The organism is Pseudomonas sp. PSE14 (genome assembly GCF_029203285.1).
Lineage (GTDB): Bacteria > Pseudomonadota > Gammaproteobacteria > Pseudomonadales > Pseudomonadaceae > Pseudomonas.
In genome coordinates, this window is record NZ_CP115669.1 from 3,519,844 (window position 1) to 3,545,183 (window position 25,340).

The 25,340-nt window shown below is 65.7% G+C and carries 23 protein-coding genes; 10 read left to right on the top strand and 13 right to left on the bottom strand.

The genetic code is table 11. The annotated features are described in order from the left end of the window. Window positions 1–32: 32 nt before the first annotated feature. Genes O6P39_RS15935 through O6P39_RS15945 form a run of 3 tightly spaced genes read right to left on the bottom strand, consistent with a single transcriptional unit; the run spans window position 33 to window position 1,976 of the window. Entirely contained in the window at window positions 33–1,019 is a 987-nt protein-coding gene (locus O6P39_RS15935) for a TauD/TfdA family dioxygenase (RefSeq protein ID WP_275607476.1), read from the bottom strand. Between the two features lie 21 nt (window positions 1,020–1,040). Further along, window positions 1,041–1,763: an alpha/beta fold hydrolase gene (locus O6P39_RS15940; RefSeq protein ID WP_275607477.1), complete on the bottom strand. Its 723-nt coding sequence runs from the start codon at window positions 1,761–1,763 to the stop codon at window positions 1,041–1,043. A gap of 3 nt (window positions 1,764–1,766) precedes the next feature. Next, window positions 1,767–1,976 (bottom strand): MbtH family protein, encoded by a 210-nt coding sequence (locus tag O6P39_RS15945; RefSeq protein ID WP_275607478.1) that lies wholly within the window; start codon window positions 1,974–1,976, stop codon window positions 1,767–1,769. 345 nt (window positions 1,977–2,321) lie between these two features. Between O6P39_RS15945 and O6P39_RS15950 the strand changes: the two genes are divergently transcribed. After that, on the top strand, window positions 2,322–2,858 hold the full coding sequence (locus O6P39_RS15950; protein ID WP_275607479.1) for an RNA polymerase factor sigma-70: 537 nt from the start codon (window positions 2,322–2,324) through the stop codon (window positions 2,856–2,858). Window positions 2,859–2,997: 139 nt separating this feature from the next. Here O6P39_RS15950 and codA read toward each other — a convergent pair whose 3' ends face one another. The 4 genes from codA to O6P39_RS15970 form a co-directional block, all read right to left on the bottom strand. Then, the gene (gene codA / locus O6P39_RS15955; protein ID WP_275607480.1) at window positions 2,998–4,239 is read right to left on the bottom strand and encodes a cytosine deaminase; all 1,242 of its coding nucleotides are present in this window, start codon (window positions 4,237–4,239) and stop codon (window positions 2,998–3,000) included. 21 nt (window positions 4,240–4,260) lie between these two features. Next, window positions 4,261–5,472, bottom strand: a complete 1,212-nt coding sequence (locus O6P39_RS15960; protein ID WP_275607481.1) for a PucR family transcriptional regulator — start codon at window positions 5,470–5,472, stop codon at window positions 4,261–4,263. Then, window positions 5,469–6,728 (bottom strand): cytosine permease, encoded by a 1,260-nt coding sequence (gene codB / locus O6P39_RS15965; RefSeq protein WP_275607482.1) that lies wholly within the window; start codon window positions 6,726–6,728, stop codon window positions 5,469–5,471. The genes O6P39_RS15960 and codB overlap by 4 nt, the downstream gene beginning before the upstream one ends. 297 nt (window positions 6,729–7,025) lie before the next feature. Beyond that, entirely contained in the window at window positions 7,026–7,268 is a 243-nt protein-coding gene (locus tag O6P39_RS15970) for a DUF2790 domain-containing protein (RefSeq protein ID WP_275607483.1), read from the bottom strand. 261 nt (window positions 7,269–7,529) lie between these two features. On the opposite strand from O6P39_RS15970, the gene O6P39_RS15975 reads away from it, so the two are divergent. After that, a complete protein-coding gene (locus O6P39_RS15975; protein ID WP_275607484.1) occupies window positions 7,530–8,492 on the top strand; it encodes a GlxA family transcriptional regulator in 963 nt (320 codons plus the stop codon). 161 nt (window positions 8,493–8,653) lie between these two features. Here the strand turns inward: O6P39_RS15975 and O6P39_RS15980 are convergent, their stop codons facing one another. Beyond that, window positions 8,654–9,115, bottom strand: coding sequence for an Lrp/AsnC family transcriptional regulator (locus tag O6P39_RS15980; protein ID WP_152222911.1), 462 nt, complete (start codon window positions 9,113–9,115; stop codon window positions 8,654–8,656). A gap of 273 nt (window positions 9,116–9,388) precedes the next feature. On the opposite strand from O6P39_RS15980, the gene O6P39_RS15985 reads away from it, so the two are divergent. The 6 genes from O6P39_RS15985 to O6P39_RS16010 all read left to right on the top strand — a co-directional run bounded on the left by O6P39_RS15985 (window position 9,389) and on the right by O6P39_RS16010 (window position 16,224). Further along, entirely contained in the window at window positions 9,389–10,621 is a 1,233-nt protein-coding gene (locus O6P39_RS15985) for a 3-methyl-2-oxobutanoate dehydrogenase (2-methylpropanoyl-transferring) subunit alpha (protein ID WP_275607485.1), read from the top strand. Beyond that, window positions 10,618–11,670 carry an alpha-ketoacid dehydrogenase subunit beta gene (locus O6P39_RS15990; RefSeq protein WP_275607486.1) on the top strand — a complete coding sequence of 351 codons (1,053 nt, stop codon included), beginning with the start codon at window positions 10,618–10,620 and terminating at the stop codon, window positions 11,668–11,670. Before O6P39_RS15985 ends, O6P39_RS15990 begins: the two co-directional genes overlap by 4 nt. Beyond that, entirely contained in the window at window positions 11,671–12,954 is a 1,284-nt protein-coding gene (locus O6P39_RS15995) for a dihydrolipoamide acetyltransferase family protein (protein ID WP_275607487.1), read from the top strand. A gap of 14 nt (window positions 12,955–12,968) precedes the next feature. Then, window positions 12,969–14,375, top strand: a complete 1,407-nt coding sequence (gene lpdA, locus O6P39_RS16000; protein WP_275607488.1) for a dihydrolipoyl dehydrogenase — start codon at window positions 12,969–12,971, stop codon at window positions 14,373–14,375. Window positions 14,376–14,929: 554 nt separating this feature from the next. Then, a complete protein-coding gene (gene aroQ / locus O6P39_RS16005) occupies window positions 14,930–15,370 on the top strand; it encodes a type II 3-dehydroquinate dehydratase (RefSeq protein ID WP_275607489.1) in 441 nt (146 codons plus the stop codon). A 5-nt stretch (window positions 15,371–15,375) separates the two neighbouring features. Continuing rightward, window positions 15,376–16,224 carry a shikimate dehydrogenase gene (locus O6P39_RS16010; RefSeq protein WP_275607490.1) on the top strand — a complete coding sequence of 283 codons (849 nt, stop codon included), beginning with the start codon at window positions 15,376–15,378 and terminating at the stop codon, window positions 16,222–16,224. A 403-nt stretch (window positions 16,225–16,627) separates the two neighbouring features. Here the strand turns inward: O6P39_RS16010 and O6P39_RS16015 are convergent, their stop codons facing one another. Beyond that, window positions 16,628–17,293: a TetR/AcrR family transcriptional regulator gene (locus O6P39_RS16015; RefSeq protein ID WP_275607491.1), complete on the bottom strand. Its 666-nt coding sequence runs from the start codon at window positions 17,291–17,293 to the stop codon at window positions 16,628–16,630. A gap of 102 nt (window positions 17,294–17,395) precedes the next feature. Then, window positions 17,396–19,306, bottom strand: coding sequence for a 3-dehydroshikimate dehydratase QuiC (gene quiC / locus O6P39_RS16020; RefSeq protein WP_275607492.1), 1,911 nt, complete (start codon window positions 19,304–19,306; stop codon window positions 17,396–17,398). Between the two features lie 535 nt (window positions 19,307–19,841). Between quiC and O6P39_RS16025 the strand changes: the two genes are divergently transcribed. Then, complete coding sequence (locus tag O6P39_RS16025) at window positions 19,842–21,176, top strand: MFS transporter (protein WP_275607493.1); 1,335 nt, start codon at window positions 19,842–19,844, stop codon at window positions 21,174–21,176. Between the two features lie 54 nt (window positions 21,177–21,230). On the opposite strand, the gene O6P39_RS16030 is transcribed toward O6P39_RS16025, so the two are convergent. From O6P39_RS16030 to O6P39_RS16040, 3 genes are all read right to left on the bottom strand, one after another. Further along, window positions 21,231–21,644, bottom strand: a complete 414-nt coding sequence (locus O6P39_RS16030; RefSeq protein WP_275607494.1) for a cupin domain-containing protein — start codon at window positions 21,642–21,644, stop codon at window positions 21,231–21,233. A 179-nt stretch (window positions 21,645–21,823) separates the two neighbouring features. After that, entirely contained in the window at window positions 21,824–22,708 is an 885-nt protein-coding gene (locus O6P39_RS16035; protein ID WP_275607495.1) for a Dyp-type peroxidase, read from the bottom strand. A gap of 79 nt (window positions 22,709–22,787) precedes the next feature. Next, a complete protein-coding gene (locus O6P39_RS16040; protein WP_275607496.1) occupies window positions 22,788–23,384 on the bottom strand; it encodes a DedA family protein in 597 nt (198 codons plus the stop codon). Between the two features lie 381 nt (window positions 23,385–23,765). Between O6P39_RS16040 and O6P39_RS16045 the strand changes: the two genes are divergently transcribed. After that, a complete protein-coding gene (locus O6P39_RS16045; RefSeq protein WP_275607497.1) occupies window positions 23,766–25,223 on the top strand; it encodes a sodium:solute symporter family protein in 1,458 nt (485 codons plus the stop codon). The last annotated feature ends 117 nt before the right edge of the window (window positions 25,224–25,340 follow it).

Genomic DNA, 25,340 nt, shown 5'->3' on the forward strand with positions numbered 1-25,340 from the left:
CCGTCCGGGAGAGAGAGTTATCCGTGCGGACTTCAACGCTCGGCGTCAGCCCCATGCCCCTCAGCCATCGCGACCACGACTTTTCGCGGCCCGCTGAACGGCGAGCGCGCGTGGGCGGCGAGCATGTTGTCGAGCATCAGGACGTCGCCGCTGTACCAGGGGAAGCTCACCTTCGCCTCCTCCAGCACGCCGCGGATTTCGTCGAGCACCGAGGGTTCGATGGGGCTGCCGTCGCCGTAGTAGACGTTGCGCGGCAGGTCTTCCTCGTCGACGATTTCCAGCAGGCTCTCGCGCACGTCCGGCGGCAGGTTGGAGACGTGGAACAGGTGCGCCTGGTTGAACCACACCCAGTCGCGGGTGCGCGGGTGGCGGGCCACTGCCTGGCAGACCTGGCGGGTGCGCAGTTCGCCGTCCTCCTTCCATTCCCAGCCGATCCGGTGGGCCTTGCAGTAGGCCTCGACCACCGCCGGGTCATCGCTGTTGAACACCTGCTCCCAGGCCACGTCCAGGCCGTTGCCGAAGTTGCGCGTGTACATCAGCCCGCGTTCGCTGAAGCGGCGGCGGATGCCCTCGTCCACCCGGAGGTAGATCTCGCGGCTGTCGGCGATGGGCGTCTCGCCGCCGCTCTGCGCCGCCTGCACGCAGTAGAACCAGATCTTCATCGGCCATTCGCGGGTGTAGGCCTGCTCGTTGTGCAGCGGGATGTGCTGGTGCGGCGGGTACTCGGTGGAGGTGTACACGCCGCTGGTGACGTTGCTGCGCGGCGTCGAACCGAACTCGTAGTTGAGCAGCGGATGACCGAAGCCGGCGGCAAACTCGCGAAAGCGCTCCGGCGCGCCGACCTGGAAGCCACGGAAGAGGATGCCGGCGCAAACCGGCAGGCGTTCAGCCACCAGCGGGCGCAGGTCGGCCAGGGCGTCGAGCAGGTCGATGCCGTCGCCGCGAGCCTGTACCAGCAGCGGCAGGCCGCCACGGGCCTGGGCCAAAGGAGCAACGTCGAACAGGGTGGAACTGGACATCGGGGTTCTCCGCAAGATCGCTCAGGCCAGCGCCGCGCTGGTCGCCTGGCCCGGCTGCTGCAGGCGGGCACGCAGCAGTTCGAGCAGGCGCGCCTCGCTGGAATTGAGGAAGAAGTGGCCGCCGTCGAGCATCTCCAGGGAGAAGCCAGCGCAGGTCTCGTCCTGCCAGGCGGACAACGACTCCACCGAAAGCCGGTCGGCCTTGCCGCCGAACACGTGGATCGGACAGGACAGCGGCGGGCGGCGGCGGTAGTCGTAGAGACCGCAGAGAAGGAAGTCGGCGCGCATCACCGGCAGGCTCAGGGCGAGCATCTCCACATCGGCGAAGACCGCCTCGGCGGTGCCGCCCAGGCGGCGCATGCGCTCGATCAGCTGTTCGTCGCTCTGCTCCTGCGCCAGCTCGCGATGGCTGTCGCGGCGCGACGGCGCGGAGGCCGCCGAGGCTAAGAGCGCCTGGGGCATCGGCAGGCCGCGCTCCCGCAGGGCATGGGCCAGTTCGAAGGCCAGCAGGCCACCAAGGCTGTGGCCGAACAGCGCGTAGGGCTGGTCCAGGCGCGCGGCGATTTCGTCGGCCAACTGGCCGGCCAACGCGCGCAGGTCGGTCTGCAGGTTTTCGGCAAAGCGTCGGCCACGACCGGGCAACTCCACCGGGCAGACCTCGATCCAGGCCGGCAACTGGCGCTTCCAGCGGGCGTAGAGCATGGCGCTGGCGCCGGAGTACGGCAGGCAGAACAGGCGCAGCATGGGTTACTGCCCCTCGGCCATCTTCTGCCGCAGGCTGAGCGGGCGCATGTCGGTCCAGTTGGCCTCGACGAAAGCCAGGCAGTCGGCCTTGCTCCCCTGCTTGCCGGCTTCGCGCCAGCCGGAGGGGACTTCCTTGTAGCCCGGCCACAGCGAGTACTGCTCTTCACCGTTGACCAGCACCTTGTAAACCGCATCTTCGCGATCGAACGCCATCGCTCTTCTCCTTCAGACATATGGGATGCCGGCCACCGGCCATTACCGATGTTTTCCGGCTCTGCCATGAAGACGAAGGAGGCAGGGAAATAGTTAGCTATCGCATATGCGATTAATTCTCATAGGATATGCGCCGGCGAAAATGCCTGATCTGTGCTGGGCACCCGGGAAGAACTTTCAAGGAAGGATACGAATGAAAAATCTTCGAACCGCTGTGGGAACCCTATTCCAGAGCGATTGCCGAAGTCTCTCGAATTAATTGATAATAATTATCATTTGATCTAGATTGACCGCCTCAACCCATGTGGACGTCCCCGCCTCCGCCGCCGCATAGGAACACCTTGCATGTCCAAGCCAATGCCCGCCGAGTCGCGCCCCGCTCTCCATGAGCTGTTCGCCACCCACCGGCAGACCTTCATCAATGCGGCCGCACGCATCCTCGGCTGCCGCAGCCATGCCGAAGACGTGGTCCACGATGCGTACATCAAGCTCAACGCCACCGACCTGACCTCCGGCATCCAGTCGCAGAGCGGCTACCTGATGCGCGTGGTACGCAACCTGGCCATCGATCTCTACCGGCGCCAGGCGCTGGAGAAGCGCTATTCGGGGAACGAGGAGGAAGGCATGCACGTCGCGACGCCGGCTGCCTCGCCGGAGACCGAGCATGAGGGTCGGCAGACGCTCGAAGCCATTTCCAACGCCCTGCTCGCGTTGCCCGAGCGCACGCGCTATGCCTTCGAGATGTACCGCCTGCACGGTCGCACGCAGAAGGAGATCGCCGAGGAACTGGGGGTTTCCCCGACGCTGGTGAACTTCATGGTGCGCGACGCGCTGGTGCACTGCCGCAAGACCCTCAAGGGCCTGGAAGAAGGTCGCTGCTGAGGGGATCGCAGCCTTGGGTCAGGGCGCGAAAGATCGCTCCGGTGTAGTGCTCGCCAGTCGCCAGCGCATGGCAATGAACGCCGCAGGGCTGCAGCAGCCGGGTTGAAGGCAATCTGCTGCAGCCCCCGTGAAACGCCCGTCAGCCTTCGACCAGTTCCACCTGCTCCGGCTCGCGCTTCATCAGCACGCGGCCATTGCGGATCGAGTACAGCGCCTTGGTCTGCTGGCGCACCGCCTCGTAATCGCTGTCCACGCCGAGCACCAGCAGGTTGGCCGGACGGCCGGCGGCGATGCCGTAGCGCGCGCCCAGGTTCAGCGCGCGGGCGCTGTTGTCGGTGACCAGGTCCAGCGCGCGCTGCAGGTCTTCGAAGCCCATCATGTGGCAGATGTGCAGGCCGGCATCCAGCACGCGCAGGATGTTGCCGTTGCCCAGCGGGTACCACGGGTCCTTGATCGAGTCCTGGCCGAAGCAGACGTTCATGCCGGCACGGTCGATCTCGGCCACGCGGGTCACGCCACGGCGTTTCGGGAAGGTGTCGAAGCGACCCTGCAGGTGGATGCTCTCGGTCGGGCAGGAGACGAAGTTGATGCCCGAACGCTTGAGCAGGCGGAACAGCTTGGAGCAGTAGGCGTTGTCGTAGGAGCCCATGGCCGTGGTGTGGCTGGCGGTGACGCGGCCGCCCATGCCGCGCACGCGGGCTTCCTCGGCGAGCACTTCGAGGAAGCGCGAGTTCGGGTCGTCAGTCTCGTCGCAGTGCACGTCCACCAGGCAGCCGGTGCGCTCGGCCAGGTCCATCAGGAACTTGATCGAGCTGACGCCCTGCTCGCGGGTGTTCTCGAAGTGCGGGATGCCACCAACGACGTCAGCGCCCAGGCGGATCGCCTCCTCCATCAGCTCGCGGCCGCCCTCGTAGGACTCGATGCCCTCCTGCGGGAAGGCGACGATCTGCAGGTCGACCAGGTGCTTGGCCTCTTCCTTCACTTCCAGCATCGCCTTGAGCGCGGCCAGGGTCGGATCGGTCACGTCGACGTGGGTGCGCACGTGCTGGATGCCATGGGCGGCCAGCATGCGGATGGTGGTGTGAGCGCGGGACTTGGTGTCCTCGTGCGTAATGGTTTCCTTGCGCTGAGCCCAGCGCTCGATGCCCTCGAACAGGGTGCCGCTCATGTTCCACTCCGGCTCGCCGGCGGTCAGGGTGGCGTCGAGGTGGATGTGCGGCTCCACCAGCGGGGCGATCGCCAGGTTGCCACGGGCGTCGATGTCGTCGCCGCTGGCGGCCAGGGTGCCGGCTTGCTGGATGACTTCGGCGATGACGTCGCCTTCGCAGCGGATGGTGAACAGGCCGGTCTGCTTGCGCAGCGAGGCGTTGATGATCTTCATGGGCTCTTGTTCCTCTTCAGGCTATTCGTGGCGCGGCGCGCTGGACATGCGCCAGATGAGCAGCGCCACGGAGGTATTCAGGCGGAATTGCGCGTCGTCCAGGGACTGGCCGCTCAGGGCCTCGATGCGCGCGATCCGCTGGTTCAGGGTGTTGCGATGGATGCCCAGGCGCTGTGCCGCCTTGAGCGCGTTGCCGTTCTCCTGGACGAGCGCGTCGAGCGTCTCGATCAGCAGGTGCGGCTGTTTGCGGCCCGGCTCCGAGAGCGGGCCGAGGGTGTCTTTCATGAACTGCTCGACCACCGCCCGATCGGGAATCGCCCGCAGCAGGCGCAGCACGCCCAGCTCACGGTAGTCGCAGAATCCGCTGGGCGCCTGCATGCCTTCGGCAACGTCCAGCGCCTGGCGCGCTTCGAGCAACGCACGGGGGAATTCCGCGCAGGAATCGGCGCGGGCGGACAGCCCGAGGTACGCACGCAACGGCGCCAGTTCCTGCTGCAGTTCGGCGGCCAGGGTGTGCAGCTCGGCGCGCTCCACGTCAGCCAGCAGGAGAACGAACAGGTCGCCCTGGATCACCACCGGCAGGCGCTCGGGGCGCGCCTGTTGCCAGTTCTCCAGATGGTCGAGCAGGCGCTGGCGGGTGAGTTGCAACGCGCGCTCGGCCTCTTCCGGCTCCTGTTGCTGGAACAGCGTGTCGATGCCGGACAGTCGCAGCGCCACCAGGCGGCGCGGAGTTTCCAGCGGCAACTCCAGGTGTTGCGCGCGGCGGCGGACGATCTCCAGGCTCGGGAAATCACCACTGAGCAACTGGCCAAGGATGTCGCGGCGCGAGGTCTTCACCTGGGTCATCTGCACCAGTGCCGTGCCGATCAGGTGGGTGACGATGACCATCTTCAGCGCATAGGGCTGCTCAATCAGCGGCAGGCCCTCCACTTCGGCTAAATGAACCACGGAATCGGGGATGCGCTGGATGAACTCGTCGCCGGTGAGGATGACGATGCCGGCGATGCCGCTGGCGACGCCTTCGCGCACCAGCTGCAGCAGGTTGGCCTCGTCACGGCTGTGGTTGATGCCAGTGACGAACACCAGCTCGCCCCCCATCACCCAGTCGGCAATGCCGACGTTCTCCGCCACGTAGGACCAGCGCACGCTGCGATGCAGGTTGCGCGAGCCGGCCCGCAGCGCGAGGCTTTCCAGCCCCGGCAGGCGGAGGATTTCCTCGACGCTCAGGCTCAAGCGCGCGGCTCGCTCAGCGGCGCGCGGGCGCGGGTGACTTCGGTGAGGACGATGTAGCAGACCGCCGAGGCGGCGATGCCCACCAGCGGCGCGATCCACGGCGAGGCGTAGGCCAGGCCCGCGCCGACCGCGTAGGAGACCAGGCCGGAAAGGTTGAACGCCGGGATGTGGGTGCCCACCAGCGCCGGATATTCGCCGCGGTTGCGGTACCAGAAGTCGGCCATGATCACGCCACCCAGCGGCGGAATGATCGAGCCCAGCAGCACCAGGAACGGGATCAGCCATTCGTACATGCCGCCAATGGCGAGGATGATGCCCACGCCGGCAGCCAGCAGCGTCATGCTGCGGCGGCGCTCACTACGCACCAGGTGGCAGGCGGCGGCGGAGACGTTGTAGATGGTCGGGCCCTGGATGGTCCACAGGTTCAGGCAGAGCATGATCACCGCGGCGAAGGACAGGCCCTGCAGCACCATCACTTCAACGATGTCGGCGTTCTGGTAGACGATGGCGCACCAGGCGCCGGCGACGATCATCAGGCCGTTGCCGATGAGGAAGGCGACCACGCTGGCGATCACCGCGATGCGCCCGCTGCGGGCCATGCGCGTCCAGTTGGTGGCCTGGGTCGCACCGCTGGCGAAGGTGCCGAAGACCATGGTCACGGCGGCGGAGAAGGTCAGCGTCTGGCTCGGCTCTTTCGCCAGCAGGCCGCTCCAGCCGCCCGCCGCGCCGGTAGCAATGACCATGGAGGCCACCAGCAGGATGAACATCAGCGGCACCGACACGCGGGACATGATGTCCAGGCCCTTGAAGCCGATGATCGCGGTGACCGAGAACAGCAGGCCGAACACCACCATCAGCGGGATGTTCAACCACTCGGGGAGGCCCAGCATCTTAACCAGCACGATGGCCACGGTGGCGGTGCCCCAGGCGTACCAGCCCAGTTCCGCGAAGCCGAGGAGGAAGTCGGACAGCTTGCTGCCGCGCTCGCCGAAGCAGAAGCGTCCCATCAGCACGGTGTTCAAGCCGCTGCGCGAGGCGATCAGGCCCAGGGCGGCGGCATAGATGGCCAGCAGCACGTTGCCGATGAAGGCGACCCAGAGCATGTCGACGAAGTCGAAGGCCATGCCGATCTTGCCGCCGGCGAACATGGTCCCGGTGAAGAAAGTGAAGCTGAACAGGACCATGGCGATGGGCAGCAGGCCTTTGCGCCCTTCCCTGGGCGTCGCGCTCAGGGGGAACTCACTGGGGGAACTCATCAGGTGTCTCCGCGAGGATTGGTGAATGTCTCCCGGCCCTACGCAAATAGCGGGCCGGAAAAGCCAATCAGGAACGACGCGGAAATTTTGAGCATGTGGAACATTGTGAACTGTTCACAATGCACACTTCCGGTGGGTGTAACGGCGTTTCAAGATAGCTCAAATGTGCATTGTGCGGATTTTCGGGGCACGATGCAGCTTTTTCGCACCAAATCTGACGAAACCCTGACTTGAGTTCCTACCGTTCAGCGGACTTCGCCAAGCCGTTCACCCTCTGCGCGAACGTCTGGAATCGGCTCAGGCGTCGCTGCACCGCTCGGTCTGGCGCAGGTAGCGCAGGGTATGGACCTGCCCCTGGGAGTCCAGGTAGGTCATGGTGGCCAGGCTGACTTCGCAGCGTTCGTTGGGCTGCTCGATGCGCAGCACCTTCGCCACGTCCAGCGGCATGCCGTATTGATAGACAGGGGCGTCGGCGGCGAAAGCAGGGACGGAAAGAAGCACGGCCGGGACGGAGAACAGAAGGAAAAGAGTGGATTTCATGGCGGGAACCTCGAGTATCACGCGGGTCGCGTTGATCGTGGCCCACAGCCATTAAATCTAGTCGAGCCGCCGTTCTGGACACAGTGCGACTTCGGCAAAGAATTCATGCAGATCGCGCAACAATAATGCCTTGTAAGGATGCTGTACGTGCGATTGTGACCCTGGTTGTCGCCTGATTGGCAGTATTCGCACTCCTGATGCGTTTACAGCCAGACCGATCCGCCGCAAGAATGAACGCCATCGATCGGATCGGGAGTCGTCATGAAACGCGTGGCCATGCTGCTGTTCCCCGGCGTGCAGGCGCTGGACGTTTCCGGGCCGCTGGATGTGTTCGCCGAGGCCAACGCCTTCGTGCCGCCTGGGCAGGGTTACCGGGTCGTCACCCTTGCCGCGCCGCCCCTGCCCTTGCGCGCATCCAATGGGCAACTGCTGGGCGCCGACTTCAACCTCGAACCGGGCTTTGCCACTGCCGACATCCTGCTGGTGCCCGGCGGACCGAAGCTGCCGGAGGAAATGCCCAGCGCCGAACTGATCGACTGGCTGCACGCGGCCTGTGCCCAGGCGCCGCGCTACGGTTCGATCTGTACCGGCGCCTTTCTCCTCGGCCATGCCGGGCTGCTGGATGGCAAGCGCGTCACCACCCACTGGAGCGACGCGCGGCGCCTGGCGGAGCTGTTCCCGCAGGCGCGGGTGGAGCCCGATCGCATCCATGTGCGCGATGGCGCGCTGGTGACGTCGGCGGGTGTCACGGCCGGCATCGACCTGGCGCTGGCCCTGGTCGCCGAAGACCACGGCGCGGCGGTTGCCCTGGCCGTCGCCAAACGCCTGCTGGTGGTGGCGCAGCGCCAGGGCGGGCAGTCACAGTTCAGCCCCTTCCTGCAGGCGCCGGCAGATGAAGCGTCGCCCGTGGCGCGCATCCAGCGCCACGTACAGGAAAACCTCGACCAGCCGCTGGGCGTGCCAGAACTGGCTGCTGAGGTAGCCATGAGTCCGCGCAGCTTTGCCCGCGTTTTCGTTCGTGAGGCCGGGGTGACGCCGGCGGAGTTCGTCCAGCGCGCCCGCATCGATGCGGCGCGTGGATTGCTGGAGGGCGGCGACCTGGCGCTGAAAGTGATCGCCTGGCGCTGCGGCTTCGGCAGCGCGGCACGGATGCGGCGGGTGTTCGTGCAGCGGTTGGGAGTGACGCCGACGCAGTATCGGGAACAGTTTCGGCGCGACGCCTGAACCCGTTTTTGCAGGAGCGAGCTTGATCGCGAACCGATCCCCCCGCTTTGGACTTGAGGATTTCGCGGACAAGGTCCGCCCCTACGGTCAGGATCGGCGCCCGCTCTCGCAGGAGCGGATCTTATCCGCGAAGGAATCGACGGCGCGCCATGGATTCCCGGCTAGATCGGCGGCGCCGAGCGCAGCATCACCGACTTCAACGCAAACGCCGACTTGATCCCCGCCACCCCTGGAATCTGCGTCAGCGTATTGGTCAGGAACAGCTGGTACGCCGACAGGTCCTTCACCACCACCCGCAGCACGTAATCCGCATCCCCGGTCATCTGGAAGCAGCTCATCACCTGCGGCGCCTGCACGATACGTTCCTCGAACCGCGCGAGGTAGTCGCCGGTCTGTTTTTCCAGGGACACCGAAACGAACACGCTCATGCCGCCGGACAGGCGTTCCTCGTCGAGCCGGGCGAAGTAGCCCTGGATGTAGTGCTCCTCCTCCAGGCGGCGCACCCGGCGCAGGGTCGGGGTCAGCGACAGGCCGATCTTCTGCGCGAGGTCGCGCCAGGAAAGACGGCCATCGTCGGCCAGGGCGCGGAGGATTTTCAGGTCGGTGCGGTCGAGATCAGCCATTTTCTCTCAGTACTACAAGTGGTTGTTTTTATAGTTCAAACACACTAATCGCTAAGCTCGGATCTAGTCAATTTGGAGCAAAAAACCAATCGGTCACACCTATACTGAAACCACAACTACAACAACCGAGGACCTCACCATGAGTGATGTCACCACCCGCCGCGCGACCCTGCGCGACACCCGCACCGTAGCCCTACCCGGCCGGGTGCGCCCGCCAGGCATGGCCTCTTCCGTTCGCTGATCCACACCCACGATCACAACTGGAGACCCGCCATGACCGACTACGCTCCGCTCCGCCTGCACGTCCCCGAACCCACCGGACGCCCAGGCTGCAAGACCGACTTCTCCTACCTGCACCTCTCGCCCGCCGGCGAGGTGCGCAAGCCCGCCATCGACGTCGAACCCGCCCAGACCACCGACCTGGCCTTCAGCCTGGTGCGCGTGCTCGACGACCAGGGCAACGCCCTCGGCCCCTGGGCCCCGGACCTGAGCCACGAGCAACTGCTGCGCGGCATGCGCCTGATGCTCAAGACGCGCATCTTCGACGCGCGCATGCTCACCGCCCAGCGCCAGAAGAAGATGTCCTTCTACATGCAGTGCCTGGGTGAAGAGGCCATCGCCACCGCCCACACCATGGCCCTGCGCGACGGCGACATGACCTTCCCCACCTACCGTCAGCAAGGCATCCTGATCACCCGCGACTACCCGCTCAAGGACATGATCTGCCAGCTGCTCTCCAACGAGCAGGACCCGCTCAAGGGCCGTCAGCTGCCGATCATGTACTCCAGCCGCGAGAAGGGTTTCTTCTCGATTTCCGGCAACCTCGCCACCCAGTTCATCCAGGCCGTCGGCTGGGGCATGGCCTCGGCGATCAAGGGCGACACCAAGATCTCGTCCGCCTGGATCGGCGACGGCGCCACCGCCGAGTCCGACTTCCACACCGCCCTCACCTTCGCCCACGTCTACCGCGCGCCGGTGATCCTCAACGTGGTCAACAACCAGTGGGCGATCTCCACCTTCCAGGCCATCGCCGGCGGTGAAGGCACCACCTTCGCCAACCGTGGCGTGGGTTGCGGCATCGCTTCGCTGCGGGTGGACGGCAACGATTTCCTGGCCGTCTACGCCGCCTCGCAATGGGCCGCCGAGCGCGCCCGCCGCGGCCATGGCCCAAGCCTGATCGAGTGGGTCACTTATCGCGCGGGCCCGCACTCCACCTCGGATGACCCGTCCAAGTACCGCCCCGCCGACGACTGGACCAACTTCCCCCTGGGCGACCCGATCGCCCGCCTGAAGCAACACCTGATCGCGCTCGGCATCTGGTCCGACGAGCAGCAGGAAGCGCTGCAGAAGGAGCTGGAAGCCGAAGTGATCGCCGCGCAGAAAGAGGCCGAACGCCACGGCTCGCTGGTGGATGGCCACGTGTTCAGCGCCGCCAACCTGTTCGATGACGTCTACAAGGACCTGCCGGAACACCTGCGCCGGCAGCGCCAGGAGCTCGGGGTATGAATGCCGTGAACCAGCAACACGAGAACGCCCAGGCGGTCACCAGCATGACCATGATCCAGGCCCTGCGCTCGGCCATGGACGTGATGCTCGAACGCGACGACAACGTCGTGGTGTTTGGTCAGGACGTGGGCTACTTCGGCGGCGTATTCCGCTGCACCGAGGGCCTGCAGAAAAAATACGGCACCTCGCGGGTGTTCGACGCACCGATCTCCGAAAGCGGCATCATCGGCGCCGCCGTCGGCATGGGCGCCTACGGCCTGCGCCCGGTGGTGGAAATCCAGTTCGCCGACTACGTCTACCCGGCCACCGACCAGTTGGTCTCGGAAGCCGCGCGCATCCGCTACCGCTCGGTGAACGACTTCACCGTGCCCATGGTGGTGCGCATGCCCTGCGGCGGCGGCATCTACGGCGGGCAGACGCACAGCCAGAGCCCGGAGGCGATGTTCACCCAGGTCTGCGGCCTGCGTACCGTCATGCCGTCCAACCCCTACGACGCCAAGGGCCTGCTGATCGCCTGCATCGAGAACGACGACCCGGTGATCTTCCTCGAGCCCAAGCGCCTGTATAACGGCCCGTTCGACGGACACCACGACCGCCCGGTGACCCCCTGGTCCAAGCACCCGGCCAGTCAGGTGCCCGAGGGTTACTACAGCGTGCCGCTGGACAAGGCCGCCATCGCCCGCCCCGGTTCCGAGCTCACCGTGCTGACCTACGGCACCACCGTCTACGTGGCCCAGACCGCCGCCGAGGAAACCGGCATCGACGCCGAGATCATCGACCTGCGCAGCCTCTGGCCGCTGGACCTGGACACCATCGTCGAGTCGGTGAAGAAGACCGGCCGCTGCGTCATCGTCCATGAGGCCACCCGCACCTGCGGCTACGGCGCCGAGCTGATGTCGCTGGTACAGGAGCACTGCTTCCACCACCTCGAAGCGCCGATTGCCCGCGTCACCGGCTGGGACACGCCCTACCCGCACGCCCAGGAATGGGATTACTTCCCCGGCCCCGCCCGCGTCGGCGCGGCCTTCAAACGCGCCATGGAGGTCTGAATGGGCACTCACATCATCAAGATGCCGGACATCGGCGAAGGCATCGCCGAAGTCGAGCTGGTGGAGTGGCACGTCCAGGTGGGCGACGAGGTCCATGAGGACCAACTGCTGGCCGAGGTCATGACCGACAAGGCCACGGTGGAGATTCCCTCGCCCGTGGCCGGAAAGATCCTCGCCCTCGGCGGTGTGCCGGGCCAGGTGATGGCCGTGGGCGGCGAGCTGATCCGCCTGGAAGTGGAAGGCCAGGGCAACCTCAAGGAAGCCGCGCAACCCAAGGCTCATGAAGAGGCGCCGGCTAAACCGGAAGCCAAGCCCGCACCGGCGGCCGAAGCGCCCAAGCCGGCACCGCGCGCCGAGAACAAGCCGGTCGCCCCGGCCGCCCGCCCTGCCCCGACACCGGCCCCGCGCCGCGCACCGGGCGAGAAGCCGCTGGCCTCACCGGCCGTGCGCCAGCGCGCCCGCGACCTGGGCGTGGAACTGCAATTTGTGCAAGGCAGCGGCCCGGCCGGGCGCATCCTCCACGACGATCTGGAGCACTACCTGGAACATGGCGGAGCGACCATCGCCTCCGGCTATGCCGCGCGCCACGACGAGCACCAGATCCCGGTGATCGGCCTGCGCCGCATGATTGCGAAGAAGATGGCCGAGGCCAAGCGGCGCATCCCGCACTTCAGCTATGTCGAGGAAATCGACGTTACCGATCTGGAAGCCCTGCGCGTCCACCTCAACGCCAAGCACAGCGCGGCACGCGGCAAGCTCACCCTGCTGCCCTTCATCGCCCGCGCCATGGTCGTCGCCCTGCGCGACTTCCCACAGCTCAACGCACGCTATGACGACGAGGCCGACGTGATCACCCGCTACGGCGCGGTGCACCTGGGCGTCGCCACCCAGAGCGACAACGGCCTGATGGTACCGGTGCTGCGCAACGCCGAGTCCCGCGACCTGTGGGGCAACGCCGCGGAAGTGGCGCGCCTGGCCGAAGCCGCACGCCACGGCAAGGCCAGCCGCGAGGAGCTGTCCGGCTCGACCATCACCCTGAGCAGCCTCGGCGCGCTCGGCGGCATCGTCAGCACGCCGGTGATCAACCATCCGGAAGTCGCCATCGTCGGCGTCAACCGCATGGTCGAGCGGCCCATGGTGATCAACGGCCAGATCGTGGTGCGCAAGATGATGAACCTGTCCTCGTCCTTCGATCACCGGGTGGTCGACGGCATGGATGCGGCGGCCTTCATCCAGGCCGTGCGCGCCCTGCTCGAACATCCCGCCACCCTGTTCATCGACTGAGGGAGAGCCGACTCGTGAAACAGAACCAGACTCTCGAAACCACCCTGCTGGTGATCGGCGGCGGCCCCGGCGGCTACGTTGCGGCGATCCGCGCCGGCCAGCTGGGCATCCGTACCGTGCTGGTGGAAGGCGCCTCCCTCGGCGGCACCTGCCTGAACATCGGCTGCATCCCCTCCAAGGCGCTGATCCACGCCGCCGAGGAATACCTCAAGGCCCGCGAGTTCGCCGGTACCTCACCGCTGGGCATCAGCGTGCAGGCGCCGAGCATCGACATCCAGCGCACCGTGGAGTGGAAAGACGGCATCGTCGACCGCCTCACCACCGGCGTCGCCGCACTGCTGAAGAAGCATGGCGTCACCGTGGTGAACGGCTGGGCGAAGATTGTCGATGGCAAGACCGTGGAAGTGGATCTGGCCGAAGGCGGCACCCAGCACATCCACACCGAACACCTTCTGCTGGCGGCCGGTTCGAAATCCGTGGAGCTGCCCTTCCTGCCGGTGGGCGGCAATGTGATCTCCTCTACCGAGGCCCTGGCGCCCAAGGTGCTGCCCAAGCGCCTGGCGGTGGTCGGCGGCGGCTACATCGGCCTGGAACTGGGCATCGCCTACCGCAAGCTGGGCGTCGAGGTGACGGTGGTGGAAGCGCAGCCGCGCATTCTCCCAACCTATGACGAGGAGCTGACCAAACCCGTGGCGAATTCGCTGCGCAAGCTGGGCATCGAGTTGTACCTGGGCCACAGCGTCATGGGCCTGGAGCCGGACGGCAAAGGCCTGCGTGTGCAGGATGGCGCCGGCTCGCAACGGGTGATCGAGACCGACCAGGTGCTGGTCGCCGTCGGCCGCCACCCCAATGCCACGGGCTGGAACCTGGAGAGCCTGAGCCTGGACATGAACGGTCGCGCCGTGAAGATCGACGAGCAGTGCCGCACCTCCATGCGCAATGTCTGGGCCATCGGCGACATCGCCGGCGAGCCCATGCTGGCCCACCGCGCCATGGCCCAGGGCGAGATGGTCGCCGAGATCATCGGCGGCAGGCGCCGCGCCTTCACCCCCACGGCGATCCCGGCGGTGTGCTTCACCGATCCGGAAGTGGTGGTGGTCGGCCTTTCGCCCGACCAGGCGAAAGCCGCGGGCCATGAAGTGCTGACAGCGAACTTCCCGTTCGCCGCCAATGGCCGCGCCATGACCCTGGAGTCCAACGACGGCTTCGTCCGCGTGGTGGCCCGCAAGGACAACCACCTGATCCTCGGCTGGCAGGCGGTAGGCAAGGCAGTCTCCGAGTTGTCCACGGCCTTCGTGCAGTCCCTGGAAATGGGCGCCTGTCTGGAAGACATCGCCGGCACCATCCACGCCCACCCGACCCTGGGCGAGGCCGTGCAGGAAGCGGCGCTGCGCGCGCTGGGGCACGCCCTGCACATCTGATCCGACTTCCCCCTCGCTTGACCCGCCGATTGGCGGGTCTTTTTTTTGCCTGGTGTTTTTTTGGTGCTCATGCAGCGTCAGGGCGGGCCATGCCCGCCATTCGCGGACAAGGTCCTACGAGAGCGCTCCAGGCCACCTGTAGGAGCAACTGTCTTTTTCCTGAAAGTCTGTGCCTGTGTTTCCCCCTCACCCCAGCCCTCTCCCAGAGGGAGAGGGGGCAGATTGTTCCGGCTGACGCCGTAGTTTCATCCTGCACCGAACGGTTCCCTCTCCCGCTTGCGGGAGAGGGTTAGGGTGAGGGGCTTTGATCTCGTAGGAGCGGACCTTGTACGCGAATAGCCGATAACCGCACAAAACCTGATCCGTCGCACCCGATGCCCACGTCGACATTCCCAAACAATCACCGAACTTAGCAGCCAAATCGAGTCTTTAAGCAACGAAATCCCCCACACCCGATCTACGCACGCCTCCATTGACCAAATTAACCATTTGGTACATTTTGCTCCCACAGGCTTTTTTATCGCGGCCATATAACAACGGAGCTCCTCACCCTCATGCCTCACACCCTCCTCGTGCTCAACGGCCCCAACCTCAACCTGCTCGGCACCCGCGAGCCGGCCACCTACGGCCACGAGGCCCTCGACGACATCGCCGCGATCTGCGAGCGCACCGGCGCCGAGCACGGCCTGGAGATCGACTTCCGCCAGACCAACCACGAAGGCCAGTTGATCGACTGGATTCACCAGGCACGCGGTCGCTGCGCGGGCATCCTGATCAACCCGGCGGCCTGGACCCACACCTCGGTGGCCATCCGCGACGCGCTGGCCGCCGTGGAGCTGCCGGTCATCGAGGTGCACCTGTCAAACGTGCACGCGCGCGAGGAATTCCGGCAGCACTCCTTCGTCTCCGGCATCGCCGTCGGCGTCATCGCCGGTCTGGGCAGCGACGGTTATCGCGCCGGCATCCGGCACTTCTCCAAACTGCTGAAAGGGTGAGCGCCATGAAAGAACAACGCACCGTACTGGCCGGCCTGATCGGCGCCGGCATCCAGGCTTCGCGCACCCCGGCCATGCACGAACGCGAAGGCGACGCCCAGGGCCTGCGCTACCTGTACCGGCTGATCGACCTGGACATGCTGGGCGTCGATGCCGGCGCCCTGCCCGACCTGCTGGCTGCCGCCGAGCGCATGGGCTACACCGGGCTGAACATCACCTTCCCCTGCAAGCAGGCGGTCATTCCGCTGCTCGATGAGCTGTCCGACGAGGCGCGCGGCATCGGCGCGGTGAATACCGTGGTCCTGCGCGACGGCAAACGCATCGGCCACAACACCGACTGTCTGGGCTTCGCCGAAGGCTTCCGGCGCAACCTCAGCGATGCGCCACGCGAGCGCGTGGTGCAGCTGGGTGCCGGCGGCGCGGGCGCTGCGGTGGCCCACGCGCTGCTCAGCGAAGGCGTGCGGCAGCTGACGATCTTCGAAGTGGACCCGGCCCGCTCCCAGGCACTGGTGGACAACCTCAACGCGCACTTCGGCGGCCAGCGTGCCCGCGTCGGTCATGATCTTGCCGGCGCAGTTACCGAGGCCGACGGGCTGGTCAACACCACCCCGGTGGGCATGGCCAAGCTGCCCGGCGCGCCGCTGCCGCTGGAGCTGCTGCACCCGCACCTGTGGGTGGCGGAGATCATCTATTTCCCGCTGGAAACCGAACTGCTGAAACACGCCCGCAGCCTCGGCTGCCGCACGCTGGATGGCGGCAACATGGCAGTGTTCCAGGCGGTGAAGGCGTTCGAGCTGTTCAGTGGCGTCGCGGCAGATGCCCAGCGGATGTTGGCGCATTTCAGCGCGATGTAACTGGCGTCAGGGGGCGATACCCTGCGATGGGTATCGCTTCGCTCCACGCCATCCTACCCTGGTATTCGCCAGGAACATCGATGTGCGCTGAAGGATTTCGCGGACAAGGTCCGCTCCTATGAGGTACATCTGCGCTTGGGTCGGCCCTCACCCTAACCCTCTCCCAGGGGGAGAGGGGACCGTTCGGTGCAGGATGAAACCTTCGCGTCAGCCGGGTCGGACTGCCCCCTCTCCCTGAGGGAGAGGGCTGGGGTGAGGGGAATGCGCAGGCACGGACTCCCAGGAAGGAGACAGTTGCTCCTACAGTTGCCATCGGTGCGCACTCTCGTAGGAGCGGATCTTATCCGCGATCCGCCGGCAGGGCCGGCGCAAATCCTGGTCCGCGAACAATCCCCGATCCGGCCTACGGCCGCACGTACCGCAACACCGCCTCGATGATCATTTCCTTGTGCCGCGCCTTCACCGCCGCATCTTCCAGCTCGATCTGGAACAACGAACCGACGGTGTGCCGGTTGGACACCCGATAGAAGCAGAACGAGCTGATCAGCATATGCACGTCGATGGCCTGCAGCCCCTCGCGGATAACGCCGCTGGCAGCGCCGCGACGGAGGATGTCCTCGATGGTGCGCAGGATGTTGCTGCTCATCGAACGGATGGTTTCCGAGCCCGAGGCGAACTGGCCGTAGTGGATGTTCTCGATGCAGACGATGCGTACGAAGTCGACGTTGCGGTCGTGGTGGTCGAAGGTGAAGTCCACCAGCCGGCGCATGGCCTCCAGCGGTTCCAGTTCGGCCAGGTGCAAGGTCTGCTCGGTGCCGCGGATGTCCCCGTAGAGCTTCTCCAGCACCGCCTGGTACAGCTGCTCTTTGCTGCCGAAGTAGTAGTAGATCATCCGCTTGGAGGTGTTCATCCGCTCGGCGATGGCGTCGACCCGCGCGCCGGAAAGGCCCTGCTGGACGAACTCGACGATGGCCGCCTGGAGGATGTCTTCGCGGGTCTTCTCCGGGTTGTTCTTGCGCCCCCGGCGCGCGGTGTCGGCGGGGGTCGGCTGGGTGGCGCTGTCGGTCATGGGCTCGGCTTTCGTTCGGCAGGCGCCAGGGCGCCTGCTATGCACTGGTAGGTGCGCGGATTATGCGACCCGAGTGCACCCGAGGCCAAGCACGGTACCGACCTAACCGCGCGGCCGGCGCGTGGTGCCGTTGCGTGCCTGGGCCATGGCCGCCAGGCGCACGGCAACGTTGGCCGCGCCGTAGCCGGCGTAACCACCGCGACGCTGGATGATCTCGAAGAAGAAGCGCTCCTCGAAGGGCTCGGTGTAGACGTGGAACAGTTCGCCGCCACTAGCGTCGCGGTCGTACAACACGTTGAAGTAGGCCAGCTCGCTCAAGAACTCGTCGTCGAAGTCGAAGCGCGCGGCCAGGTCGTCGTAGTAGTTGAGGGGGATTTCCAGCAGCGGCACCCCGGCATCCTTCGCCCGCTCCACCTCGGCGAAGATGTCGTCGCAGGCGAAGGCGATATGGTGAACGCCGGAGCCGCGATAGCTGGACAACGCGTGAGAGATCGCGGTGTTGCGGTTCTCCGAGATGTTCAGCGGCAAGCGCACGCTGCCGTTGGCGCTGCGCAGGGCGCGGCTTTTTACCAGGCCATAGGGGTCGGGCAGCACCACTTCGTCGTCAGCCTCGAAATCGAACAGACCCTTGTAGAACAGCACCCAGTTGTCCAGACCGTCCGCCGGCAGCGCCATGGCCATGTGGTCGATGCGCTGCAGCTTACCGCTGGGCTGGACATCGGGGTCAAGGCGGAAGTCCACGTCATAGATGGTCTGTCCGGCGGCGCGCTCTTCCACCAGGTAGATCAGGCTGCCGTCCGGCGCGCGCACGGCAGGAATCTCCCGCTCGTTGGGGCCGACCAACCCGCGATACGGCTGACCTTTGTAGGCCTGCGCCCGCTCCAGGGCGCTGCCGGCATCACGCACGCGCAACGCGGTGGCGCACAGCGACGGGCCGTGAGCCTCGAAGAAACTGTGGCCAAAGGAATACGGCTCGGCATTGAGCACGATGTTGATGTCGCCCTGGCGCAGCAAGCTCACCGCCTTGGAGCGGTGTTCGCCGGCGCGGGCGAAACCCAGGCGCTCCAGCCAGTTGCCCAGGCGCGCACCCAGGGCTTCGTCCACGGCGAATTCGAGGAACTCCACGCCCTCCAACTGACTGGCCGACGGCGGCGCGAACAGGCAGTCCAGCTGTTCCGGGGGCATGCCTTCGGCGTGCAGGCGTTCGCGGGTCTTCTCTTCTAGATAGAGCAACGAGCGCAGGCCATCGGCGGCATTGGCGCGCGGCGGCGCGGCACGGAAACCGTCGTTGAAGACCTCCAGCGACAGCGGGCCGCGATAGCCGCTCCTGAGGATTGGCGCGAGGAAGCCCGGCAGGTCGAACTCGCCCTGGCCGGGGAAATTGCGAAAGTGCCGGCTCCACTCCAGCACGTCCATGGCCAGGATCGGCGCATCGGCCATCTGCACGAAGAAGATCTTCTCCCCCGGAATCTGCGCGATGCCGCTGGGGTCGCCCTTGAGCGAGAGGGTGTGGAAGCTGTCGAGGATCACGCCCAGGGCCGGATGGTTCACTTCCCGCACCAGGTCCCAGACCTGTTGCCAGGTGTTCACATGGCGGCCCCAGGCCAGGGCTTCGTAGCCCACGCGCAGGCCACGGGCGCCGGCGCGTTCGGCGGCGAGCCCGAGGTCTTCGAGGAGGAATTCACGCTCGCCCAGGGAATCGGCGGCGACGTTACTGCACATCAGCACCAGGTCCGTACCCAGCTCCTGCATCAGGTCGAACTTGCGCTCCAGGCGGTCGAGGTTGCGCGGCAGGCGGTCGCGGCGGCAACCCTCGAAGTCGCGGAACGGCTGGAACAGGGTGATCGCCAGGCCCAGGTCGGCGCAGAGCCGGCGTACGTCACGCGGGCTGCCGCCATAGTAGAGGAGATCGTTCTCGAAGATTTCCACGCCGTCGAACCCGGCGGCGGCGATGGCTTCGAGCTTGTCCGGCAGGGTTCCGCTGAGGGAAACGGTGGCGATTGAACGCTGCATCTCATGACTCCTGCCGGGACTGGTTAGGGGTCTTGTCGGAAGGCTCCCCGGCTTGGCTCGATTATTCTGGCGGCCGGGGCTCGCAGCAATTTAAAGTGTACTAACTGGTTAGTTTTGTGTTCGATTACCGAACGGAAGGCCGTTTATCGAATTGACGCTGTTCCGGCCGCTGCTCAAGATTTAGCCACGTCGACGCATTCCGGCAGCCTCCCCAGGCACCTGCCTCTGCCCTGGAGAAGCCCCTGAGCCGCTGCGAGATGGCCTGCGTGTCATCCATAACAATTTCAAGAACGGGTAACTGCTCATGTACGTACCTCACCTTCGCCCCGCCGCTTCCATTCCCTCTCCGCAAACCCGCCCGGCCCGCCTGATGCCAGGTCTGTGCCCGTTGCTCGGCCGCCGCCGCACGCACTGATTTCCGCCAGCCAACGCAAGCCTTTTCGCCCTCCCCGCCGCCCGGCGGCGACGCACACGGCTTGCGACACAACAATAATTCCCAAGGCTGCTCGCCAGCCTCAAACGGATGGCCCCGATCATGATCCATACGCAATCCGCTCCCCTCGCCGCCGTCGCTCCGCACGGCTCCTCCTTCTTCGGCAAGGTGCGTGGCGCCATGGCCGTCGGCAAGGTGCGCTGGGGCATGCTCGCCCTGGTGTTCTTCGCCACCACCCTGAACTACATCGACCGCGCCGCCCTCGGCGTGATGCAGCCGCTGCTCGCCGAGAAAATGGCCTGGACGGCCATGGACTACGCCAACATCAACTTCTGGTTCCAGGTCGGCTACGCCATCGGCTTCGTGCTGCAGGGCCGGCTGATCGACCGCATCGGGGTGAAGCGTGCGTTCTTCTTCGCCGTGCTGCTGTGGAGCTTCGCCACCGGCGCCCATGGCCTGGCCAGTTCGGCGGCGGGCTTCATGGTCTGCCGCTTCATCCTCGGCCTGACCGAGGCGGCCAACTACCCGGCCTGCGTGAAGACCACGCGCCTGTGGTTCCCGGCCGGCGAGCGGGCCATGGCCACCGGCATCTTCAACGCCGGCACCAATGTCGGCGCCATGCTCACCCCGGCCCTGCTGCCGCTGATCCTCGCAGCCTGGGGCTGGCAGGCGGCGTTCCTCTGCATGAGCGCGCTGGGCTTCGTCTGGGTGGTGCTGTGGGGCCTGAAGTACTTCAATCCCGAAGAGCACCCGACGGTGAAGCAGAGCGAGCTGGACTACATCCAGGCAGCCGACGAGCCGCCAGCCGAGCGCGTGCCCTTCTCCGCCATCCTGCGCATGCGCGGCACCTGGGCCTTCGCCGTGGCCCTTTCGCTGACCGCACCGGTGTTCTGGTTCTACCTGTACTGGCTGCCGCCCTTCCTCAACCAGCAGTACGGCCTGGGGATCAGCGTCACCCAGATGGGCATCCCGCTGATGCTGATCTGGCTGACCGCAGACTTCGGCAGCATCGGTGGCGGCATCCTGTCGTCCTGGCTGATCGGCCGCGGCATGAACGCCATCCATGCGCGCCTGCTGTCGATGTTCATCTGTGCCTGCGCAATAATCGGCGTGGTCTTCGCCGCCAAGGCCAGCGGCATGTGGATCGCCGTGGCCGCCATCGCCCTGGGCGTGGGTGCGCACCAGGCGTGGACGGCGAACATCTGGAGCCTGGTGATGGACTACACGCCCAAGCACATGATGAGCACGGTGTTCGGCTTCGGCGGCATGTGCGCGGCGATTGGTGGCATGTTCATGACCCAGATCGTCGGCTACATCCTCACCGTCACCCACAACAACTATGCGGTGCTGTTCACCATCATCCCGACCATGTACTTCCTGGCGCTGACCTGGATGTTCTTCATGGCCCCGCGCAAGGTACCCGGCGCGACGGAGTGAGCTTGAAGCCGTAACGACGAACCCCGCGAATACGCGGGGTTCTTTTTTCTACGCTCACTTCTTCAGCGGTGTGAGCACCGGGGCGTTCTCGTCCAACAACATCCACACCAGCAACTTGGCCGGCTTCTGGTTGCTGGCGTTGCGCGAGACCAGGTGCGGCGTGTTGGGCGCCTCGTACCAGGACTGGCCGGCCTGGTAGGTCACCGGTTTCTGCCCCTCCAGCTGGGAGATCACCGCACCTTCGAGCACGTAGGCGAACACCGAGCCACTGTGCACATGGGGGCCGGAGGACTGCCCCGGCTCGTAGGCAACGGTGATTACCAGGCCCTTCTTGCCCGCGGCGTCGGGGAGCTTGTGCTCCTGCTGGGTGGTGACCGTCTCTTCGCCGGTGCCATGGGCGAAGACCGGCAGGCTCAGGGCCAGGCCAAGACCAACGAACAGGCGTTTCAGGGAAGTGACTGCGGGCATGGCGCTTTCCTCGGGCAGTGGGGAGATGAGCCCACGCTACGCCCCGAGGTGGTGAGGGCCAACAGCCAATTCGGTGGAAGATCGGGGGGCCATTGGCGAAGTCTGTGCCGTGCGGTTCGCGAGCAGCGCCCACAAAAAAGCCCCGCTCAGTGGCGGGGCTTCCGGCGGGCGGCGACAGATCAGCCGAGCAGCGCGCGCAGGTCCAGCACACCATCCTTGCGCGGCGGGCACCAGTAGTAGCCGCCGGTCAGCGGGCGGCTGAAGCGGTACAGGGCGTCGGTGATGCCGTCTTCCAGGCCGCTCATGCGCCGCAGTTGCACTTCGAAGGCGTCGAGGGTGCGGCCGAAGGCGAGGAACATCAGTCCGGCGTCCTGGTCGTGGGTCCAGGGCATGGAGCGGCGCACGATGAAGGCCTCGGGGTCGAAGCTCTCCTGGGCGGTGCGCTTGACGTGGGCGGACACCGGCGCGTCCTCCAGTTCCTCGTTGTCGCTCAGGCGGCGGCCCATGATGTCGTCGCGCTCGGCCTGGGGCAGCGCGGCGAAATCCTGCAACTGGTGACGCCACTGCTGGATGGCGGCGAAGCTGCCACCCGCCAGGCCTTCCACGCCATTGTCAACGATGGCGGCGGCGATCGCGTCGTCATCCTGCGGGTTCTCGGTGCCGTCCTCGTAACCGGTCAGGTCATGGCCATCGCCGTGGCGGAAGGCTTCGGTCAGCGTGGCCAGCTCCAGCGCCGGCGCCAGCAGCGCCTGCACCTGCTGGGTGCGCAGCAGCAGTTCGCCACGCTCCTCGCCGCGCAGCCAGACCCACAGGGCATGCGGGGTGGACGGGTTGTCCACGCCAACGCCGGCGATTGCCGGAAACTCGCGCAAACCCTCGATACCGCGACCCAGCGCGCGCACCAGCGACTCGCCGAAACCGACGACGGCCGCCTCGCCATCGGCGAACTGCACCAGGCGGTCCAGGGCGGCCGGCAGGTCCTGCAGCGAGGTCAGGTCGAAGAAAAGGTGGCGGGCGTGGGCGGGAACCGGGGTGGCGAGAATGCCGGGCTGGTAGAGGCTCATGGCTGCATCCTTGAACAAAAGAGCGGCAATTCTAATCGCCACGGGCGCGAATCCAAACCGCTCTACATCAAGGCACGGCTCACTGCCTGGGTTTACCGGCGGAAGACGGCGCGCGACGGCCGCGCCGACGCCGCCAGAGCTCGAAGCCACCGCCCAGCAGCACGACGCCGACCAGGATCGGCAGCCGGTAGGGTTTCAGATCGCCCAGCCAGCTCTCCAGCATCTGCCCGGCCCAGTAGCCGGCGCTGGCGAACACCAGCGCCCAGCAGAACGCACCGAACAGGTTGATCAGCAAGAAGCGCAGCGGCGCCACCCGGCTGGCGCCGATCAGCAGCGGCCCGGCCAGGCGCATGCCGTAGAGGAAGCGCACGGCGAAGATCGCCAGCAGCGGATGACGCTCGATCAGCCCGGTCACCCGCTCCACCGCCAGGCCGCGCCGCTGCAGCCAGGGCAGCGCCCGCCCTCCTGCGCGGCGGCCGGCCCAGTACAGCAACTGGTCGCCGCAGGTGCCGCCGACACAGCCCCAGAACAGCACCGGCGCGAAGCCCATCAGCCCCTGGTGCGCCGCGAGGCCGGCCAGCAGGAGCATGGTCTCGCCCTCCAGCAGGCAGCCGACGAAAAGCGCCAGATAGCCGTAGCTGGAAAGCAATTGCGCGAGGTCGGGGTGATCGAACATGAGTGTCCTTCGGCAATGCCCTGAGCCAAGAGCCTAGCGCCTTGGAAGATGTTCTGCTTATCAAACAGGGGTCGTAAAAAATAATCGACTATTGGGTCATCCAGAATCGTTAGCAGCCAATCAAATCAATCCTTTAAGAGCACCATCCGTCCGGAGATGTAATTTTTTTTACTCATGAGCGATTCAAGTGTTTGACATATTTGACGGATTTGGCAGACTGCGGCCCGTTGACGCAACTGGTTACGTTTCTCCGGCTCCCCCTGCCTGGTGCACCGGATAACCGCTGCCGCGCAACCCAACAAAAACAACTTGTCAGTCGCGGCACCTCGGCCCGAGTTCCAACTCGGCAGTAGGTTCCCGGCGAGCCAACGGAACGAAAGAATGCTGATCTGGTTTGTAGCGGGTTACCTGCTGATCACGGTAGGTGTCGGTTTCTACGCGTCCACTCGCGTGAAAAACTCCAAGGACTTCGCGGCTGGCGGCCGCAGCATGTCCTTCCCCTTGGTCGCAGCGATGGTGTTCGCTACCTGGTTCGGCTCCGAAGCCGTGCTGGGCATTCCCGCGACCTTCATCGAAGAGGGCTTTGCCGGGATCATCGAAGATCCGTTCGGCTCCTTCGGTTGCCTGATGCTGGTAGGCCTGGTCTTTGCCCGTCCGCTGTACCGCATGAACCTCCTGACCATCGGCGACTTCTTCAAGCAACGCTTCGGTCCGAACGTCGAAATGATCACCAGCCTGGTGATCATCGCGTCCTACCTGGGCTGGATCGCCGCGCAGCTCACCGCGCTGGGCGTGGTCTTCAACGTGCTGTCCGATGGCGCCATCACCACCACCCAGGGAATGTTGATCGGCACCGTCATCGTGCTGCTCTATACCCTGTTCGGCGGCATGTGGTCGGTCGCGCTGACTGACTTCATGCAGATGCTCATCATCGTCGCCGGCCTGGTCTACCTGACCTGGCTGATCGGCGACATGGCCGGCGGCCCCGCCAAAGTGATCAGCCAGGCTGCCAGCGAAGGCAAGTTCAGCTTCATGCACAGCTTCGAGCCCAAGGATATCGTCGCCTTCATTGGCGCCGCGGTGACCATGATGTTCGGCTCGATTCCGCAGCAGGACGTCTACGCCCGGGTGATGTCGGCCAAGACCGAGAACATCGCCGCCCGTGCGTCCATGGCCGGCGCCTGCTTCTACCTGAGCTTCTGCATGCTGCCGATCTTCCTGACCTATGCCGCATCGATGATCGATCCGGAAATGGTCAAGCACTGGCTTGCCGAAGACTCGCAGATGATCCTTCCGCACCTGATCCTGGAACGCACCCCGCTGTTCGCCCAGGTCATGTTCTTCGGCGCGCTGCTGTCGGCGATCATGTCGACCGCTTCCGGTACCCTGCTGGCGCCGTCGGTGACCTTCACCGAGAACATTCTCAAGCGCTTCCTGCCGGACATGAGCGACAAGCAGTTCCTGCTGGCCATGCGTCTGACCGTGGTCGGCTGCGCCATCGCCACCTGCCTGTTCGCGCTGCTGTCCAACGCCAGCATCTACGAAATGGTCGGCAACGCCTACAAGGTGACCCTGGTCGCCGCCGTGGTGCCGCTGTTCTTCGGCCTGTTCTGGAAGCGCGCCACCACCCAGGGCGCCCTGATCGCCATCGCCTGCGGCCTGGTCAGCTGGGTATCTCTGGAACTGGGCTACCAGGAAGGCGATTTCTGGCCGCCGCAACTGGTCGGCCTGATCTGCAGCGCCCTCGGCATGATCGTCGGCTCCCTGACTCCGCAGTTCAGCCGGCAACGTGGCGAGAGCGTGTCGGACATGACCGCCGCCGCTGCTGCGGGCAACTGATAGCCCGGTAGCTCGGTAGATAAGGAAGAAGCCCCGCCCAGCGCGGGGCTTTTTCTTGCCCGCGATTTCCCGCCTCCCAAACCGTCGCTGCAGCCTGGTGCCCGGCGCACCGGCGAG